Source organism: Streptomyces sp. NPDC059524, assembly GCF_042749255.1.
GTDB lineage: Bacteria > Actinomycetota > Actinomycetes > Streptomycetales > Streptomycetaceae > Streptomyces > Streptomyces xanthii.
The window spans coordinates 1-16,591 of the sequence record NZ_JBHYTK010000053.1; the positions used below are offsets into that span (position 1 = coordinate 1).

Consider the following 16,591-nt stretch of genomic DNA (forward strand, 5'->3'; position numbering starts at 1 on the left):
CCGCGTTTTGTTCTCGCTCTCCTCCCCCTCGGGTCATCTTACGTGTCCGGGCGGGGCGGGCGCGCGGCCTCAGCGGCCCTCGTCCGGGCCTTCCTCCGCCTCGGCTTCCGCCTGCTTGGCCTGCACCTCCGGGTCGAGGTGGGCCTGGCCGCTGCCGTCGACCGAGGAGAGCGGGGCGTTGTCGGGGACCTCGGTGGCGGCGGGGGGCTCGACGAGCCAGTCCGGGTTGGCCTGCTTGTCCCACCACTTCCACGCGGCGAACGCTCCGCCGGCCAGGAGGCCGATCAGGGCGATGCCCTTGAGGGCGCGGCGGCCGCGGTGACGGCGCTCGTGCTTGCGGGCCAGGGCGCGGATCTCGTCCGCCGAGACCTGGCTGCGCAGGGCGGCGATGGCGGCGGCGCTGCGGGCACCGGCCTCCTCGGCGACGGGCTGGGCGGCGGCGACGGCCTGTTCGATGCGGGGCTTCGAATACGCGGCGGCCTGCTGGGCGGCCCGGCGGGTGCGTGCGGCGGCCTCGTGGGCGGCCAGGTCGACCTTCGGCGGTACATGCGTGCGCGCCTGCTCCAGGCGCGGGGCGAGGTGGGCGTCGTACTGGACGCGCGCCTGCCGTGCGGCCTGGGAGAGGTGCGGGGCGAGCGCGACGCGGGCGTCGTGCGTGTACTGGGCGGCCTTGTCCTTGGCCGTCTCGGCGTAGGGCGCCACCACGTCCGCGGCGTGCAGCACGCTGTCCTTCGCCGAGCCGGTCGCGGCGCGCACGCTGTCGATGCGGGTCACGTGATCCTCCTCCTCGGTGGCGTACAGGTTTTCACCTTTCCACCCTTTTGCGGATCATGCCTGCCAGAGGCGGCAATGCGGTGGTAAGACGCGGAAAGGGGCCTGCCGACGACAATGCCACGGATCCCGGTGGGACGCGCCGGGTCGGCACTGGACCAGTGGGGTTTTTCCGCCGGAAACCCCCGCACAACCCTGACAGTCGAGCGGGCGCCGGGGTGCCGGTGCCGTGCGAGGATCGGGAGGGCACAGGAGACGACGGAAGGCAGATCGTGGCCGAGCAGCTTTACGCCACCCTCAGGACCAATCAGGGCGACATCGAGGTCCGGCTGCTGCCGAACCACGCACCGAAGACGGTCAAGAACTTCGTGGAGCTCGCCAAGGGCGAGCGCGAGTGGACGAACCCGGAGACCGGCGAGACGTCCACGGCCCCCCTCTACGACGGCACGATCTTCCACCGCGTCATCAGCGGCTTCATGATCCAGGGCGGCGACCCGCTCGGGAACGGGACGGGCGGGCCGGGGTACCAGTTCGCGGACGAGTTCCACCCCGACCTGGCGTTCAACAAGCCGTACCTGCTGGCGATGGCCAACGCGGGCCCCGGGACGAACGGCTCGCAATTCTTCATCACCGTCTCGCCGACCGCCTGGCTCACCCGTAAGCACACGATCTTCGGCGAGGTCGTCGACGACGCCAGCAAGAAGGTCGTGGACGCCATCGCCACCGCGCAGACCAATCCGCGCACCGACCGTCCGCTGAGCGACGTGGTCATCGAATCCGTGGTCGTCGAGACCCGCTAGCCCGTCGCCGGGCCGTGTCTTCGGCCTCAGGGAACCTTTTCGCCCCGCTCGTCCGTAAGGATGGGCGGGGCCGCTTCACCTGAGGGGACGGACCAGACATGGCCGACGCGCACCAGGACGGAGAAGGACTGCCCGGCTGCTACCGGCATCCGGACCGTCCCACCGGGGTCCGCTGCACGCGCTGCGAGCGGCCCGTCTGCCCGGAGTGCATGGTCAGCGCCTCCGTGGGGTTCCAGTGCCCTCAGTGCGTGCGGAGCGGCTCGGGGACCGGGCACCGGCCTACCGCGACGCGGCCGCGCACGCTGGCCGGCGGCACGGTCGCCGCCGACCCGCGCCTGGTCACCAAGGTTCTGATCGGGGTCTGCCTGGCGGTCTTCCTCGTGCAGCTGTCCGTCGGCGATCACTTCACCAACCGCTTCGAGATGCTCGGGCTGGCCTGGGTGCCCGGCTTCAGTACTCCGCAGGGCGTGGCCGAGGGGCAGTGGTACCGGCTGGTGACCGCGATGTTCCTGCACGGCGGCTATGCCCACATCGCGTTCAACATGCTGAGCCTGTGGTGGATCGGCGGTCCGCTCGAAGCGGCCCTGGGCCGGGCCCGGTATCTCGCGCTCTACTTCGTCTCCGGGCTCGCGGGCAGCGCGCTCACCTATCTGCTCGAGGAACCGAACCAGGGCTCGCTCGGAGCCTCCGGGGCGATCTTCGGCCTCTTCGGCGCGACCGCCGTCGTCATGCGCCGGCTCAACTACGACCTGCGGCCCCTGATCGCTCTGCTGGTGATCAACCTGATCTTCACCTTCACCCCGGCGTTCAACATCGCCTGGCAGGCCCACATCGGTGGTCTCGTGGGGGGCCTGGCCGTCGGGTACGGGATGATTCACGCCCCGCGGGAGCGCCGCGCCCTCGTGCAGTACGGGGTCTGCGCGCTCGTGCTGCTCGCCGTCGTCGTGACGGTCGTCGTGCGGACCGGGCAGCTCACTTGAGCTCGTTCCTCCACCGATGGTGACCGCCGTTGTCCACAGCGTGTGCCGGATCTTGTGCATGTGGTGGAGAACGACTGCGCCCCCTGCCGCTGACCTGGGTTTTCCCAGGAAGGGCAAGGGGCGAACAGATGGTCGACCGTAACCTCGCCGGTCACACCGGCGTCAATCTCCGAGAGGTTATCCACAGATCGTCTGACCTTTTCCCCATGTGGAAAACCTGTGGATAACTCAGTGGAAAGCTCGGGCCGAAGCTGGTCCCGGGCCTACTTCCACTGCGTGGAGACGGCGAATCCGGCGGCGATGAAACCGAAGCCGACCACGATGTTCCAGTTGCCCAGGGCGTCGATGGGAAGCGACCCGTTGCTCACGTAGAACACGACGATCCAGGCGAGTCCGATGAGGAACATCGCCAGCATCACCGGGGCCACCCAGCCGCGGTTGGTCAGCTTGACGTTCGTCGCCTGCTTCGACGCCGGCGGCGGGGTGTAGTCGGCCTTCTTGCGGATACGTGACTTCGGCACGAGGGTCTCTCCTGTCGATGCGCTGCGTGGCCGCGCAGGGAACGTGGACGGGCTCCGGAGCAGCGTACAAGCGGAACTTCAACGGAATCTGAGTGCTCCCCCGGGCGTCCGTTAGCGTAGTGCTTCCGCGGCGTCGAAGGAGATAAGGGTACGTTGAGCAATTCTGCCGACCCCCGGAACGAGCCCGGTGCCGACCTCGACCACGGTGGCGGCACCGGTTCCGCCCGTGGCCGTTTCCGCCCCGTGAGGCTGCTCACCGTGGGCGTTTTCGCCCTTGCCGGGCTTATTTTCTTCACCAGCTTCAATACGGCCAAGGGCACCAATATCCGTACGGATGCGTCCCTTCTGAAGCTCTCCGACCTCATTCAGGAGCGCAGCCACAAGAACAAGGAGCTGGAGGAGGGGAACAGCGGCGTCCGCGACGACGTCGAGGCCCTCGCCGAGCGCGACGACGGTTCCACCTCCGCCGAGGACAAGAAGCTGGACGCCCTGGAGAAGGCGTCCGGCACGAAGAAGCTGAAGGGCGAGGCCGTCTCCGTCACCCTCGACGACGCCCCGCCGAACGCGACCGCCAAGCTCCCCGGCTACCCCGAGCCGCAGCCCAACGACCTGGTCATCCACCAGCAGGACCTCCAGGCCGTGGTGAACGCCCTGTGGAAGGGCGGCGCCAAGGGCATCAAGGTCATGGACCAGCGGCTGATCTCCACCTCCGCCGTGCGCTGTGTCGGCAACACCCTGATCCTCCAGGGCCGCGTCTACTCGCCCCCCTACAAGATCACCGCGATCGGCGACCCGGACGAGCTGAAGCAGGCCGTCGCCGCCTCCCCGGAGATCCAGAACTACATGCTCTACGTCAACGCCTACGGGCTCGGCTGGAAAGTCGAGGACGACGGGGCGGTGACTCTTCCCGGTTACTCGGGCACAGTGGATCTCCATTACGCGAAGCCCGTCAGCCAGTAGCCGCCATAAGACACCGGGGGGTGTCGGTGCGAGTCGTCGTCCGGACGTTCAGCGAGCTGTGCATCACGGTCGGTGCCGCGATCGTGCTGTTCGTCGTCTACGTACTGTTCTGGACCGGTGTGAAGGCCGACAGTGCGATGAGCCACCAGATCGACGACCTCCAGGACCAGTGGGCGCGCAGACCCGTCGCCACCGCCTCCCCCGATCCCGGCCCGGCGCCCGGCGAGGAGTCCGCGGACACCTCGCCGCCCGAGCCGGCCGCGTACCGGGACGGCAAGCCCTTCGCCGTGATGTACATCCCGCGGTTCGGTTTCACGTGGAACAAGCCCGTGCTGCAGAACACGGAGGTCGACACCCTCAAGAAGGGACTCGGCCACTACGCGGGCACCGCTCAGCTCGGGCAGAAGGGCAACTTCGCGGTCGCCGGCCACCGGCGCACGTACGGCGACCCCTTCAAGGACTTCCCCAGGCTGCGGCCCGGTGACCAGGTCGTGCTCACCGACGGCACGACCTGGTTCACGTACGTCATCGACACGAAGCCCTACAAGACGCTGCCCAGCGATGTCGGGGTGATCGACCCCGTGCCGCGCAAGTCCGGGTACAAGGAACCGGGGCGCTATCTGACGCTCACGACGTGCGAGCCGGAGTGGGGCCACAGCCACCGGCTCATCGTCTGGGCGCATCTTGATGCCACTCAGCCTGTGGAGGCCGGGAAACCGGAAGCGTTGCGCCGTTAGTCTGGTGCGCGTACGAAGACGGCGTGGAAGGAGCGACCGGCATGTACGGCTGGATCTGGCGGAATCTGCCGGGCAACGCGTGGGTGAGGGCGCTGATCTCGATCGTGCTCGTCCTCGCGGTCGTCTACGTCCTCTTCCAGTACGTCTTCCCCTGGGCCGAGCCGCTGCTGCCCTTCAACGATGTGACGGTGAACGGCCAGTGAGCACGCGAAAGACCCGCATTCTCGTCGTCGACAACTACGACAGCTTCGTCTTCAACATCGTCCAGTACCTGTACCAACTGGGCGCGGAGTGCGAGGTGCTGCGCAACGACGAGGTGACGACCGCGCACGCGCAGGACGGCTTCGACGGGGTGCTCCTGAGCCCCGGCCCGGGCGCCCCCGAGCAGGCGGGCGTCTGCGTCGACATGGTCCGGCACTGCGCCGACACCGGCGTCCCGGTCTTCGGCGTCTGCCTCGGCATGCAGTCCATGCAGGTCGCGTACGGCGGCGTCGTGGACCGCGCGCCGGAGCTGCTGCACGGCAAGACCTCCCTGGTGCGGCACGAGGGCAAGGGCGTCTTCAAGGACCTGCCCGACCCGTTCACCGCGACCCGGTACCACTCGCTGGCCGCCGAGCCGGACACCGTGCCCGAGGTCCTCGAGGTCACGGCCCGTACGGAGGACGGCATCATCATGGGCCTGCGCCACCGTGAACTGCCGGTGGAGGGCGTCCAGTTCCACCCCGAGTCCGTGCTGACCGAGCACGGGCACCTGATGCTGGCCAACTGGCTGGCGGAGTGCGGCGACGCGGGCGCGCCGGCCAGATCGGCGGGTCTCGCGCCCGTCGTGGGCAGGGCCTCGGCGTGACCGAACTGCGCCCGGACGACCCTCTCGGCGGTCCCTTGCCGGGGCAGCAACAGGGGCATCAGGGGCAGCAGCACCCGTCACCGTGGTTCCGTCCCCTGGGCGCCGCGGAGCAGCAGCAGCCGGTCCAGGAGCCCGCACCCGAGCCGGAGCCCGAGTGGTACGCCCCCGAGGGCTACGCCCAGGACTGGTACCCGGAGCCGGATCTCCAGGCGCCGGATCTCCAGGTGCCGGACGCGCAGACGCCCGTACGGGACGACGAAACGGTTGCTCTGCGCACGGCCGACACCCGGCGCGCGGCGGAGCCCGTCGTCACCGGCGGCCGTGCGGCGCGCAGGAAGGCCGCCAGGAAGGGCGGAGGGCGCCATGCGGGCGGAGCGGCCCCCGCGCCCGCCGCGGACCCGGAGAAGCCCGACGACAGGCCCCTCACGCGCGTCGAGGCCCGCCGCGCCGCGCGGGCCGCGCGCCCGAGCGCCGGCGTGCTGGCGAGCCGCGCCATCGGCGAGGTCTTCATCACCCTCGGCGTGCTCATGCTCCTGTTCGTCACCTACCAGCTGTGGTGGTCGAACGTGCGGGCCCACAACATCGCCGGCGACGCCCGCAGCCACCTCGAGGACGACTGGGCCAACGGCAAGGGCAAGCCCGGCACCTTCGAGCCCGGCCAGGGCTTCGCCATCCTGCACATCCCGCGGCTGGACGTCGTCGTGCCGATCGCCGAGGGCATCAGCAAGCCCAAGGTGCTCGACCAGGGCATGGTCGGCCACTACGACAAGGACAGCATCCCGACGGCGATGCCCGACGCGAAGCAGGGGAACTTCGCGATCGCGGGGCACCGCAACACGCACGGCGAGCCGTTCCGCTACATCAACCGTCTCGAGCCCGGCGATCCGATCGTCGTCGAGACGCGCGACAAGTACTACGTCTACAAGATGGCGAGCATCCTCCCGCAGACGCCGCCGTCGAACACCGCGGTGATCGATCCGATCCCCGCCGGGTCCGGTTTCACCAAGCCCGGCCGGTACATCACACTGACCACCTGCACGCCGGAGTTCACCAGCACCTATCGGATGATCGTCTGGGGCAAGATGGTCGAGGAGCGGCCGCGCGGCAAGGGCAAGCCGGACGCCCTCGTCGACTAGGGCGCACACCGGCGGCGGGCATCACGGGCACGGCACAGGACGGGGCGAACAGTCAGTGGCAGCGACGACCGGCCGCGAGAGCGACCACGAGCAGGACGCGGAGCGCGACGGCGCCCCCGCCTCACCCGCATCCCCGCCGCCGCCCCGCAGGGGCCGGATCGCGGCGGCCGTCAGCGTCTTCGGCGAACTCCTCATCACCGGGGGCGTGATCCTCGGCCTGTTCGTCGCGTACTCGCTGTGGTGGACGAACGTGATGGCCGACCGGGAGGCCCACAAGCAGGGCAACAAGGTCCGCGACCACTGGGCCGCGGACAAGGGCCCCGGCGCCCTCGACACCAAGGACGGCATCGGCTTCCTGCACGTCCCCGCCCTGGGCAAGGGCGAGGTCCTCGTCGAGAAGGGCACCTCCAGCAAGGTCCTCAACGACGGCGTGGCCGGCTACTACACGGACCCCGTGAAGGCCGTCCTGCCCACCAGCGGCAAGAAGGGCAACTTCTCGCTCGCCGCGCACCGCGACGGGCACGGCGCCAAGTTCCACAACATCGACAAGATCGAGAAGGGCGATCCGGTCGTCTTCGAGTCGAAGGACAAGTGGTACGTCTACAAGGTCTACGACATCCTTCCCGAGACCTCGAAGTTCGACGTGGACGTCATCGACCAGGTGCCCAAGCAGTCCGGCGTGAAGAAGCCCGGGCACTACATCACGCTGACGACCTGCACGCCCGTCTACACCTCCCGCTACCGGTACGTGGTGTGGGGCGAGCTGGAGCGCGTCGAGAAGGTCGACAGCGAGCGCACACCGCCGAAGGAACTGCGCTGACGCCACGGCACACGTGAGAGGGCCCCGGCCCCCCTGTGGGGGACCGGGGCCCTCTCGTACGCGAAGCGGGCGGGTCAGTCCTCGCCGAGGCCGCCGAAGAGGCCGCCTCCGTTGTTGCCGCCGTTGCCGCCACCGCCGGGCGCCGTCACCAGGGTGATGGTGTCGCCCTTGTTGATCGGGCTGTTCGCACCGGGCTGGCTGCCCATCACGACCGCGTTGTCGTCACCCGGGGAACCCGCCGCCAGCTGGACGTTGAGCCCCATGTCGGAGAGCTGCTTGCGGGCGTCCTTCAGCTTCTTGCCCCCGAGGTCGCCGGGGACGGTCAGCTGCTCGGCCGCCTTGGCGACCTTCAGGGTCACCGTGGAGCCCGGCTCGGCCTCGGAGTTCGCCGCGAGGCTCTGGGAGAAGACCTTGCCCGGCTCGACACCGGCGGCCTCCTCCTCGGTGCAGGTCGCCTTCAGCTTGTTCTGCGTGAGCTGGGCCGTGGCCTGCTCACAGGTGAGGTTCTTGGCGGAGGACACGTCCGGCACGACGACCGTCTGCTTCGCGGCGGCGACGGTCAGGGTGATCTCCGTGCCCTTCTCGACCTTGCCACCGCTCTCCGGGTCCTGCTTGAACACCGTGCCGGGCTTGCGGTCCGACTCCTCGGACTCCCGGGAGATGTTCGTGAAGCCCTTGCTCTTCAGGTCGGCCTCGGCCTCGGCGTACGACAGGCCCGTGACGTCCGGGATCGTCAGCTTCGGCGACCCCGTCGACATGCGCAGGGTGATCGTCTCGCCCTTGTCGACCTTGCCGCTCTCCGGGTCCTGCTCGCAGACCGTGTTCTTCGGGCTGTTCTGGCAGGCCATCGGCTCGCCCTTGACGACCTTGAGGTCGACGCGGTCGGCCTTCTCCTTGGCGTCCGGGAAGCTCTCGCCGACGAGGCTCGGGACCTCGACCTGGCCGTCGCCGCTTCCGCCGCTGCTGAACCACTTGCCGATCAGGATGGCGCCGACGAGCACGAGGATGCCCGCCGCGACCAGCAGGATCGTCGACGTGTGGCTCTTGCCCTGCTTGCGCCGGCCGCCGCGGGGCTCGTCGTAGCCGTAGCCGCCGTCGTCCGGGTTGACCGGGGGCAGCATCGAGGTCGGGGCCGCTCCGCCGTTCTGCGGGCGCAGCATGGCCGTCTGCTGGTCGTCCGGGTGGCCGCCGTAGCCGACCGCGCCCATGGACGCGGTGGCCGCGACGGGCTGGCCGTCGAGGCAGGCCTCGATGTCGGCGCGCATCTCGTCGGCCGACTGGTAGCGGTAGTCCGGGTCCTTGACCAGGGCCTTCAGGACGATCGCGTCCATCTCGGGCGTGATCTCGGGGTCGAAGACCGACGGGGCCTGGGCCTCTTCGCGGACGTGCTGGTACGCGACCGCGACGGGCGAGTCGCCGACGAACGGAGGGCGGACCGTCAGCAGCTCGTAGAGGAGACAGCCCGTCGAATACAGGTCCGAGCGGGCGTCGACCTGCTCGCCCTTGGCCTGCTCCGGCGAGAGGTACTGGGCGGTGCCGATGACCGCGGCCGTCTGCGTCATCGTCATGCCGGAGTCGCCCATGGCGCGGGCGATGCCGAAGTCCATGACCTTCACCTGTCCGGTGCGGGTCAGCATGACGTTGGCCGGCTTGATGTCGCGGTGGACGATCTGGGCGCGGTGCGAGTACTCGAGGGCCTGGAGGATGCCGATCGTCATCTCCATGGCCCGCTCGGGCAGCAGCTTGCGCCCCGAGTGCAGCAGCTCGCGCAGCGTGGATCCGTCGACGTACTCCATCACGATGTACGGGATGGAGATGTTGTCGACGTAGTCCTCGCCGGTGTCGTACACCGCCACGATCGCGGGATGGTTGAGCGAGGCGGCCGACTGGGCCTCCCGGCGGAACCGGGCCTGGAACGACGGGTCGCGCGCGAGGTCAGCACGCAGCGTCTTCACCGCCACGGTGCGACCGAGCCGGGTGTCATGCGCGAGGTAGACCTCCGCCATGCCACCACGGCCGAGCACCTGGCCCAGCTCGTACCGGCCGCCGAGGCGACGCGGCTCTTCCATGGTTACCTACCAGCCCTCTCCGTCGGTTCCGTCCGTCCCGTGCGGGGGCGGGCGGTGTGCCGTCCGGCATACCGTACCCGTCCCACCCGACGTGACCTGGTCAGCGTCGGGAGCCGTGACAGGACCGGTATCGCCACGTGCGACTTCGTGAAGAACAGGTGACCGGGCTCACATGAAGAGGTGAACCCGGCCGAGCCTGAGGATGTGTACGTCACTTCCGTCACGTACGTCACTTCTTGCCGTTGATGACCGCTTCCATGACGCTCTTCGCGATCGGGGCGGCGAGACCACCACCGGAGATGTCACCGCGGTCGGCGTCACTGTCCTCGACGACGACGGCGACGGCCACCGGGGTTCCCGAGCTCGTCTTCGCGTACGAGACGAACCAGGCGTACGGGGTGCCCTCGTTGTTCACACCGTTCTGCGCGGTACCGGTCTTGCCGCCGACCGTCACGCCGGGGATCCTCGCCGCGGTGCCGGTGCCGCTGTTGACGACCGTCTCCATCATCGACTGGAGCTTCTGCGCGTTCTCCTTGGAGAGCGGGCGGCTCATCTCCTTGGGCTCGTGCTTCTCGATCGTGTCGAGGTTCGGAGCCTTCAGCTCGTCGACCATGTACGGCTCCATCAGGGCGCCGTCGTTGGCGATCGCCGCGCCGACCATCGCCATCTGCAGCGGCGTCGCGGCGGTGTCGTACTGGCCGATGGCGGAGAGCGCGGTCTGCGGCCTGTTCATCTCCTTGTCGAAGTTCGAGGCGCTCGCGCGGACCGGGATGAACTGCTCCTCGTTGAAGCCGAACTTCTCGGCGGTCTCCCGCATCTTGTCCTTGCCGAGGTCCGAGCCGACCTTGCCGAACACGGTGTTGCAGGACACCCGCAGGGCCTCGCGCAGCGTCGCGTTCTTGCAGGGCAGGTTGCCCTCGTTCTTCAGCTCCGTCGTCGTGTCCGGCATCGTCCAGGGCAGCGGCGAGTCCGTGCGCTCGTCGGCGCCCGAGTACAGGCCGTGCTCCAGAGCGGCCGCGGCCGTGACCAGCTTGAAGGTGGAGCCGGGCGGATACGTCTCGCGCAGCGCCCGGTTCACGAGCGGCTTGTCCTTGTCCTTGTCGAGCCTGGAGAAGGTCTTGCCGTCCTCGTTGAGGCTGCCGGCGAACGACGACGGGTCGTAGGACGGCGTCGACGCGAGCGCGAGGATCTTGCCGGTGGAGGGCTCGATCGCGGCGACCGCGCCCTTGCCCCGGTTCTTCAGGCCGTCGTACGCGGCCTTCTGCGCGGCGGCGTCGAGGGTCGTGACGACGTTGCCGCCCTCCTTCGGCTTGCCCGTGATCATGTCGAGCGTGCGGCGGAAGAAGAGCCGGTCGTCGCTGCCGGAGAGGATGCCGTCCTCGAGGTTCTCGATCTGGCTGGCGCCGACGACCTGCGAGGAGTACCCGGTGACGGGCGCCCACATGGGCCCGTCCTTCCAGGTCCGCTTGTACTTGAGGTCGGTGCCCTTGGTCTTCGTCGACCCGGTGATCGGCTTGCCGTCGACGATGATGTTGCCGCGCTCGGTCGAGTAGCGGGCGATCAGGACACGGCGGTTGTCCTTGTCCGAGGCGAGGGTGTCCGCCTTGACGTACTGCAGCCAGTTGTCCCGGATGAGCAGGGTCAGGATCAGCAGCCCGCAGAAGATCGCGATTCGGCGCAGGGGCTTGTTCACGGTCGGACCACCTGGGTCATCTCGGCGTCGGGACTGGGAGCGGGGGCGGGCGCGGGCCTGCGGGCCGTGTCGCTGATGCGGATCAGGATGCCGATGAGCGCCCAGTTCGCGATCACGGACGAACCGCCGTACGCGAGGAACGGCATCGTCATACCGGTCAGCGGGATGAGGCCCATGACACCGCCGGCGACCACGAAGACCTGCAGCGCGAAGGCGCCGGACAGGCCGACGGCGAGCAGCTTGCCGAAGGGGTCGCGGGCCGCGAGGGCGGTGCGGACGCCGCGCTCCACGATCAGCGCGTAGATCAGCAGCAGCGCCATCAGGCCGGCGAGGCCCAGCTCCTCGCCGAAGGTGGCGAGGATGAAGTCGGAGTTGGCCGCGAAGCGGATCAGCTCGGAGTGGCCCTGGCCCCAGCCGGTGCCGAGCGTGCCGCCCGAACCGAACGCCCACAGGGCCTGCATCGCCTGCTCGGAGTGGCCCGGGATGCCCTGACGGCTGAGCTGGAACTCGCGCATCGGGTCGAGCCAGGCGTCCACACGCTGCTGGATGTGCGGCTCGAAGCTGGCCACACCCACGGCGCCGACCGCGGACATCAGCAGACCGAAGACGATCCAGCTGGTCCGCTCGGTGGCGACGTACAGCATGATGACGAACATTCCGAAGAACAGCAGCGACGTACCGAGGTCGGTCTCGAACACCAGGATGAGGATCGAGATCGCCCAGACGACGAGGATCGGACCGAGGTCACGTCCGCGCGGCAGGTACAGGCCCATGAAGCGCCGGCTGGCCAGCGCCAGCGCGTCGCGCTTCACCATCAGGTAGCCGGCGAAGAAGACCGCGAGCACGATCTTGGCGAACTCACCGGGCTGGATGGAGAAACCGGCCACGTTGATCCAGATGCGCGCGCCGAAGATGTTCTGCCCGAGGCCCGGCACGAGCGGCAGCAGCAGCAGGACCAGGGCGCCCAGCATCGAGATGTACGTGTAGCGCTGCAGGACGCGGTGGTCCTTCAGGAAGATCAGCACGACGATGAACAGGGCGATGCCCATGGCCGTGTACATCAGCTGCCGGGGCGCCGCGTTGCCCGCCTGGTCGATCGACTGCAGCAGCTTCGACTGGTCGAGCCGCCAGATGACGACCAGACCGAGCCCGTTGAGCAGCGTCGCCAGCGGCACCAGCAGCGGGTCCGCGTAGGCCGCGAACTTCCGTACGACGAGGTGCGCGACGCCGGCCATCAGACCGAGGCCGAGCCCGTAGCCGAGCAGGCCCGCGGGCAGCTCGCCGTCGATGGCCAGGCCCACGTTGGCGTACGCGAAGACGGGGATGACCACGGCGAACACGAGGAGCGCCAGCTCGGTGTTGCGCCGGCTCGGCGCCCCGATGGCGCCGATGGTCGACGTATGGGTCGTGGAGTTACTGCTCATGGCGTGCTGAGGCCCCCAACGGCTCTACTGCTGTGCGCACGCCTTGGCCAGCTGCTGCTCTTCCTCGGAGAGAGTGGGGCCAGGGGTGGGCTTGGGAGATTGCGATGACTTGGCCTTGCCGGACGGCGACTGCGACGGGCCGGGCGAGGGCGCCTTGCGGAACGAGGCCTTGGACGCGGTGCCGCCCGAGGTCGTGCCGCCCGCTTCGCCCTCACCGGACTTCGCGTTGCTCTCGCTCTCGGCCTGCTGCCGCTCGGCCTGCTTCTTGCACGCGGTGGCCTGCGCCGACAGCTCGACGATCTTGTCCTGCGCGGCCGCCAGGTCGCCTTCGGCGATGGTCGACTCGACCTGCTTGCGCTGGTAGGGCGGCAGGTACTTGAGTTCGATCTCCGGGTGGTCCTTCTCGACCGCGGACAGGCTCACCCAGGCGAGGTCCTGATTGATGCCGCGGTAGAGCGCCACGTGCTCGTCGTTCGAGCCGACGAAGTACTGGGTCTGCGTCCAGCGGTAGCCGCCGTACAGGCCGCCGCCGATGACCGCGAGCGCCAGCACCGAGTACAGCGAGCGCTTGAGCCACTTCCGGCCGCGCCGCGGCTTCACGAAGTCCTCGTCCGCGTACGCGCCGAAGCCCCCCTCGGGCGCGTAGCCGACGTTGTCGCCGCTGCCGGGCGGGCCGAACTCGCCGCCGCCCCCGCCCTGTCCGGGCGCGGGCCTGCCGAGTCCCGCGGCCCGTCCGGCCGGGGTCTCCATGGCGCCGCCGTCGTGCGGCTGGTGCTGGTTCTCCGCGACCGCGCCGACGATGACCGGGGCGTCCGAGAGCTGTCCCGCGAGGGTGTCGCCGCTGTCGATGTCGAGGACGTCGGCGACGATCACCGTGATGTTGTCGGGGCCGCCGCCGCGCAGCGCCAGCTGGATCAGGTCCTGGACCGTCTCCTGCGGGCCCTGGTAGCTGGCGAGCGTCTCCTCCATCGTCTGGTGCGAGACGACGCCGGACAGGCCGTCCGAGCAGATCAGGTAGCGGTCGCCCGCGCGCACCTCGCGGATCGAGAGATCCGGCTCGACGTGGTCGCCGGAGCCCAGCGCACGCATCAGCAGCGAACGCTGCGGGTGCGTCGTGGCCTCCTCCTCGGTGATGCGGCCCTCGTCGACGAGGCGCTGCACCCACGTGTGGTCCTGCGTGATCTGGGTCAGCACGCCGTCGCGCAGCAGGTAGGCGCGCGAGTCGCCGACGTGCACGAGGCCGAGCCGCTGGCCGGTCCACAGCAGGGCGGTCAGGGTGGTGCCCATGCCCTCGAGCTGGGGGTCCTCCTCGACCATCATGCGCAGCTGGTCGTTGGCCCGCTGCACGGCGGTGCCGAGCGAGGTCAGGATGTCCGACCCCGGCACGTCGTCGTCGAGCGCGACGATCGTGGAGATCACCTCGGAGCTGGCCACCTCACCGGCGGCCTGGCCCCCCATGCCGTCGGCGATCGCGAGCAGCCGGGGACCGGCGTAACCGGAGTCCTCGTTGCCCTCGCGGATCATTCCTTTGTGCGATCCGGCGGCGAAGCGCAGTGACAGACTCATGCGCACCTCGCCCGTCGGCTCCGGGTACATCCGCACGGTGCCCACCCTCCGGTCGGGAGCGCGCCGAAGTCCCCCGCGGGGACTGCCGCGCCGGCTCGCTCGCTCCGCTCGCGCTCATTCATGACGTAGCACTACTTCCGCAGCTCGATGACGGTCTTGCCGATGCGGATCGGCGCGCCCAGCGGGATCGGCTGGGGCGTCGTGAGGCGGGTCCGGTCGAGATACGTGCCGTTGGTGGACCCGAGATCCTCGACGATCCACTGGCCGTCCCGGTCCGGGTAGATCCTGGCGTGCCTGCTCGACGCGTAGTCGTCGTCCAGCACGATCGTGCTGTCGTGCGCGCGGCCCAGCGTGATGGTCTGCCCCTGCAGCGCCACCGTGGTGCCCGTGAGGGTGCCCTCGGAGACGACCAGCTTGGTCGGGGCGCCGCGGCGCTGGCGGCCGCCGCCCGACTGCTGCTGGCGCTGCTGCGGGGGCGCGGCCTGGCGGGCGGCCTGCTGCGCGCGCCCGCTCTCACGACGTGCGCCGCGCTGTGTGACACGCGTGCCGAACAGGTCGCTGCGGATGACCTGGACGGCCACGATCACGAACAGCCACAGAACGGCCAGGAAACCCAGCCGCATGACCGTCAGGGTCAGCTCTGACATTGCCCCCGCTTCACCCTTCGGCTTGCCGGTAAACGATGGTGGTGGAGCCCACGACGATCCGCGAGCCGTCGCGGAGCGTAGCGCGGGTGGTGTGCTGCCCGTCCACCACGATCCCGTTGGTGGATCCCAGATCCTGGATCGTCGAGGGCGTTCCGGTCCGGATCTCGCAGTGCCGGCGCGATACGCCGGGGTCGTCGATCCGCACGTCGGCCTCGGTGGAACGGCCGAGCACGAGGGTGGGGCGGGAGATCTGGTGCCGCGTGCCGTTGATCTCGATCCAGTGCCGCGTACGGGAGCCCGGCATCGGGCCCGCGCCGGGGCGCTGCGCCGCGGCGGCGGGCCCCGAGGGGGCGTGCGCCGGGCGGCCGGGAGGCGGTGCGGACGGCATCGGCGGCGCGGCGGCGGGCGGGTACCCGTAGCCGCCGGGCGCCTGGGGCGGCCGGGGTGCGGCACCGGGGTGCTGCGGCTCCGGCCGGTCCTGGCTGGTGGACGAGGCGAGGGTGCGGCTGCGCACGCGGTACAGACCCGTGTCCAGGTCGTCCGCCTTCTCCAGATGGACCTTGATGGGGCCCATGAAGGTGTAGCGCTGCTGCTTCGCGTAGTCGCGGACCATGCCGGCCAGCTCGTCCCCGAGCTGGCCCGAGTAAGGGGCCAGTCGCTCGTAGTCGGGCGCGCTCAGCTCGACGATGAAGTCGTTGGGGACGACCGTCCGGTCCCTGTTCCAGATCGTCGCGTTGTTGTCGCACTCGCGCTGGAGGGCGCCGGCGATCTCGACGGGCTGGACCTCGGACTTGAAGACCTTGGCGAAGGTGCCGTTGACCAGCCCCTCGAGACGTTGCTCGAACTTCTTCAGGACTCCCATGGGGCACCTCCTCCTTCGTAGCCGTCCTGCTTGTCTCTGTTGCCTTGCTCGCTCGTGCTGCCTACTTGGTACTGCTTACTGATCGTATCCACGCGTCGGGAAATCGGCTGGTTCCCCCTGTCCGCCCGGTCGATGAGTGTCGACGCTCACAGCCCCTGCCACGCCCCCGTCCACAGGGATCGTAGAGGGGGTCTCGGGACAGTGTCCCGTACGCGGCTGTGGAACCGGTCGGCCCGGACGTGACTCGTGGGCCGTCGCCGGCCGACGTGACCCGTGACCGCGGGTGCCCGCCGGAAACGGATGTGAATCCACCCTCCGCAGCGTGCTAATCTTCTGCATGTCGGAAGGCGCCGCGGCCCGAAAGGGAGCGGAGCCGGAGGACACACCCAATGCGCGGGTGGCGGAATAGGCAGACGCGCTGGATTCAGGTTCCAGTGCCCGCAAGGGCGTGGGGGTTCAACTCCCCCCTCGCGCACACAGCCGAGACGGGCTCATCGTGAAGACGATGGGCCCGTTTCGCGTTTCCGGGTGGCGTCGGCGTGGATGAACTCCGGCGGATCCGGCGCCTGTAGATGTGTCCTGTCTCACGTCGCGCTGTCGTGCGGTGTGAGACGGCGCAGAGCCCCGCGGGGCCGGGCGGGGCGCGGGGCGCTGTGGCGCCCCGGCCGCGGGCCGGCCCGCCCGGGGGCCGGGGGGGGGCCGGGGGCCCTTCGGCCGGCCTCACGGTGTGCGGGACCGGCCCGGTCCGCTCACAGGCC

General features: G+C 69.6%; 16 protein-coding genes and 1 tRNA gene. 9 read left to right on the plus strand and 8 right to left on the minus strand.

The window, feature by feature from the left end; all coding sequences use genetic code 11:
- Nucleotides 1–69: 69 nt before the first annotated feature.
- Nucleotides 70–774, minus strand: a complete 705-nt coding sequence (locus tag ACFW9D_RS17150) for a DUF5324 family protein (protein WP_384622831.1) — start codon at nucleotides 772–774, stop codon at nucleotides 70–72.
- Between the two features lie 269 nt (nucleotides 775–1,043).
- On the opposite strand from ACFW9D_RS17150, the gene ACFW9D_RS17155 reads away from it, so the two are divergent.
- The gene (locus ACFW9D_RS17155) at nucleotides 1,044–1,571 is read left to right on the plus strand and encodes a peptidylprolyl isomerase (protein ID WP_188337987.1); all 528 of its coding nucleotides are present in this window, start codon (nucleotides 1,044–1,046) and stop codon (nucleotides 1,569–1,571) included.
- Between the two features lie 98 nt (nucleotides 1,572–1,669).
- Nucleotides 1,670–2,551: a rhomboid family intramembrane serine protease gene (locus tag ACFW9D_RS17160; RefSeq protein ID WP_384622832.1), complete on the plus strand. Its 882-nt coding sequence runs from the start codon at nucleotides 1,670–1,672 to the stop codon at nucleotides 2,549–2,551.
- Between the two features lie 263 nt (nucleotides 2,552–2,814).
- On the opposite strand, the gene crgA is transcribed toward ACFW9D_RS17160, so the two are convergent.
- Entirely contained in the window at nucleotides 2,815–3,072 is a 258-nt protein-coding gene (crgA, locus tag ACFW9D_RS17165) for a cell division protein CrgA (RefSeq protein ID WP_188337989.1), read from the minus strand.
- Between the two features lie 153 nt (nucleotides 3,073–3,225).
- On the opposite strand from crgA, the gene ACFW9D_RS17170 reads away from it, so the two are divergent.
- Genes ACFW9D_RS17170 through ACFW9D_RS17195 form a run of 6 tightly spaced genes read left to right on the plus strand, consistent with a single transcriptional unit; the run spans nucleotide 3,226 to nucleotide 7,572 of the window.
- On the plus strand, nucleotides 3,226–4,032 hold the full coding sequence (locus ACFW9D_RS17170) for a DUF881 domain-containing protein (protein ID WP_188337990.1): 807 nt from the start codon (nucleotides 3,226–3,228) through the stop codon (nucleotides 4,030–4,032).
- Between the two features lie 20 nt (nucleotides 4,033–4,052).
- On the plus strand, nucleotides 4,053–4,769 hold the full coding sequence (locus ACFW9D_RS17175; RefSeq protein WP_384622833.1) for a class E sortase: 717 nt from the start codon (nucleotides 4,053–4,055) through the stop codon (nucleotides 4,767–4,769).
- Between the two features lie 23 nt (nucleotides 4,770–4,792).
- Nucleotides 4,793–4,972 (plus strand): hypothetical protein, encoded by a 180-nt coding sequence (locus ACFW9D_RS17180; protein ID WP_188341799.1) that lies wholly within the window; start codon nucleotides 4,793–4,795, stop codon nucleotides 4,970–4,972.
- Complete coding sequence (locus tag ACFW9D_RS17185; RefSeq protein ID WP_188337992.1) at nucleotides 4,969–5,616, plus strand: aminodeoxychorismate/anthranilate synthase component II; 648 nt, start codon at nucleotides 4,969–4,971, stop codon at nucleotides 5,614–5,616. Before ACFW9D_RS17180 ends, ACFW9D_RS17185 begins: the two co-directional genes overlap by 4 nt.
- Nucleotides 5,613–6,752, plus strand: a complete 1,140-nt coding sequence (locus tag ACFW9D_RS17190; RefSeq protein ID WP_384622836.1) for a class E sortase — start codon at nucleotides 5,613–5,615, stop codon at nucleotides 6,750–6,752. Before ACFW9D_RS17185 ends, ACFW9D_RS17190 begins: the two co-directional genes overlap by 4 nt.
- 55 nt (nucleotides 6,753–6,807) lie before the next feature.
- Complete coding sequence (locus tag ACFW9D_RS17195; RefSeq protein ID WP_188337993.1) at nucleotides 6,808–7,572, plus strand: class E sortase; 765 nt, start codon at nucleotides 6,808–6,810, stop codon at nucleotides 7,570–7,572.
- 74 nt (nucleotides 7,573–7,646) lie between these two features.
- On the opposite strand, the gene pknB is transcribed toward ACFW9D_RS17195, so the two are convergent.
- From pknB to ACFW9D_RS17225, 6 genes are all read right to left on the minus strand, one after another.
- The gene (gene pknB, locus ACFW9D_RS17200) at nucleotides 7,647–9,641 is read right to left on the minus strand and encodes a Stk1 family PASTA domain-containing Ser/Thr kinase (protein WP_384622838.1); all 1,995 of its coding nucleotides are present in this window, start codon (nucleotides 9,639–9,641) and stop codon (nucleotides 7,647–7,649) included.
- 229 nt (nucleotides 9,642–9,870) lie between these two features.
- On the minus strand, nucleotides 9,871–11,334 hold the full coding sequence (locus ACFW9D_RS17205) for a penicillin-binding protein 2 (RefSeq protein WP_188337995.1): 1,464 nt from the start codon (nucleotides 11,332–11,334) through the stop codon (nucleotides 9,871–9,873).
- Nucleotides 11,331–12,758, minus strand: a complete 1,428-nt coding sequence (locus ACFW9D_RS17210) for an FtsW/RodA/SpoVE family cell cycle protein (protein ID WP_188337996.1) — start codon at nucleotides 12,756–12,758, stop codon at nucleotides 11,331–11,333. Before ACFW9D_RS17210 ends, ACFW9D_RS17205 begins: the two co-directional genes overlap by 4 nt.
- A gap of 24 nt (nucleotides 12,759–12,782) precedes the next feature.
- Complete coding sequence (locus ACFW9D_RS17215) at nucleotides 12,783–14,324, minus strand: Stp1/IreP family PP2C-type Ser/Thr phosphatase (protein ID WP_223206049.1); 1,542 nt, start codon at nucleotides 14,322–14,324, stop codon at nucleotides 12,783–12,785.
- A 131-nt stretch (nucleotides 14,325–14,455) separates the two neighbouring features.
- Nucleotides 14,456–14,971, minus strand: coding sequence for an FHA domain-containing protein (locus ACFW9D_RS17220; protein WP_188337997.1), 516 nt, complete (start codon nucleotides 14,969–14,971; stop codon nucleotides 14,456–14,458).
- Between the two features lie 10 nt (nucleotides 14,972–14,981).
- A complete protein-coding gene (locus ACFW9D_RS17225; protein WP_384622840.1) occupies nucleotides 14,982–15,833 on the minus strand; it encodes an FhaA domain-containing protein in 852 nt (283 codons plus the stop codon).
- 391 nt (nucleotides 15,834–16,224) lie between these two features.
- Between ACFW9D_RS17225 and ACFW9D_RS17230 the strand changes: the two genes are divergently transcribed.
- A tRNA-Leu gene (locus tag ACFW9D_RS17230) sits at nucleotides 16,225–16,308 on the plus strand.
- The last annotated feature ends 283 nt before the right edge of the window (nucleotides 16,309–16,591 follow it).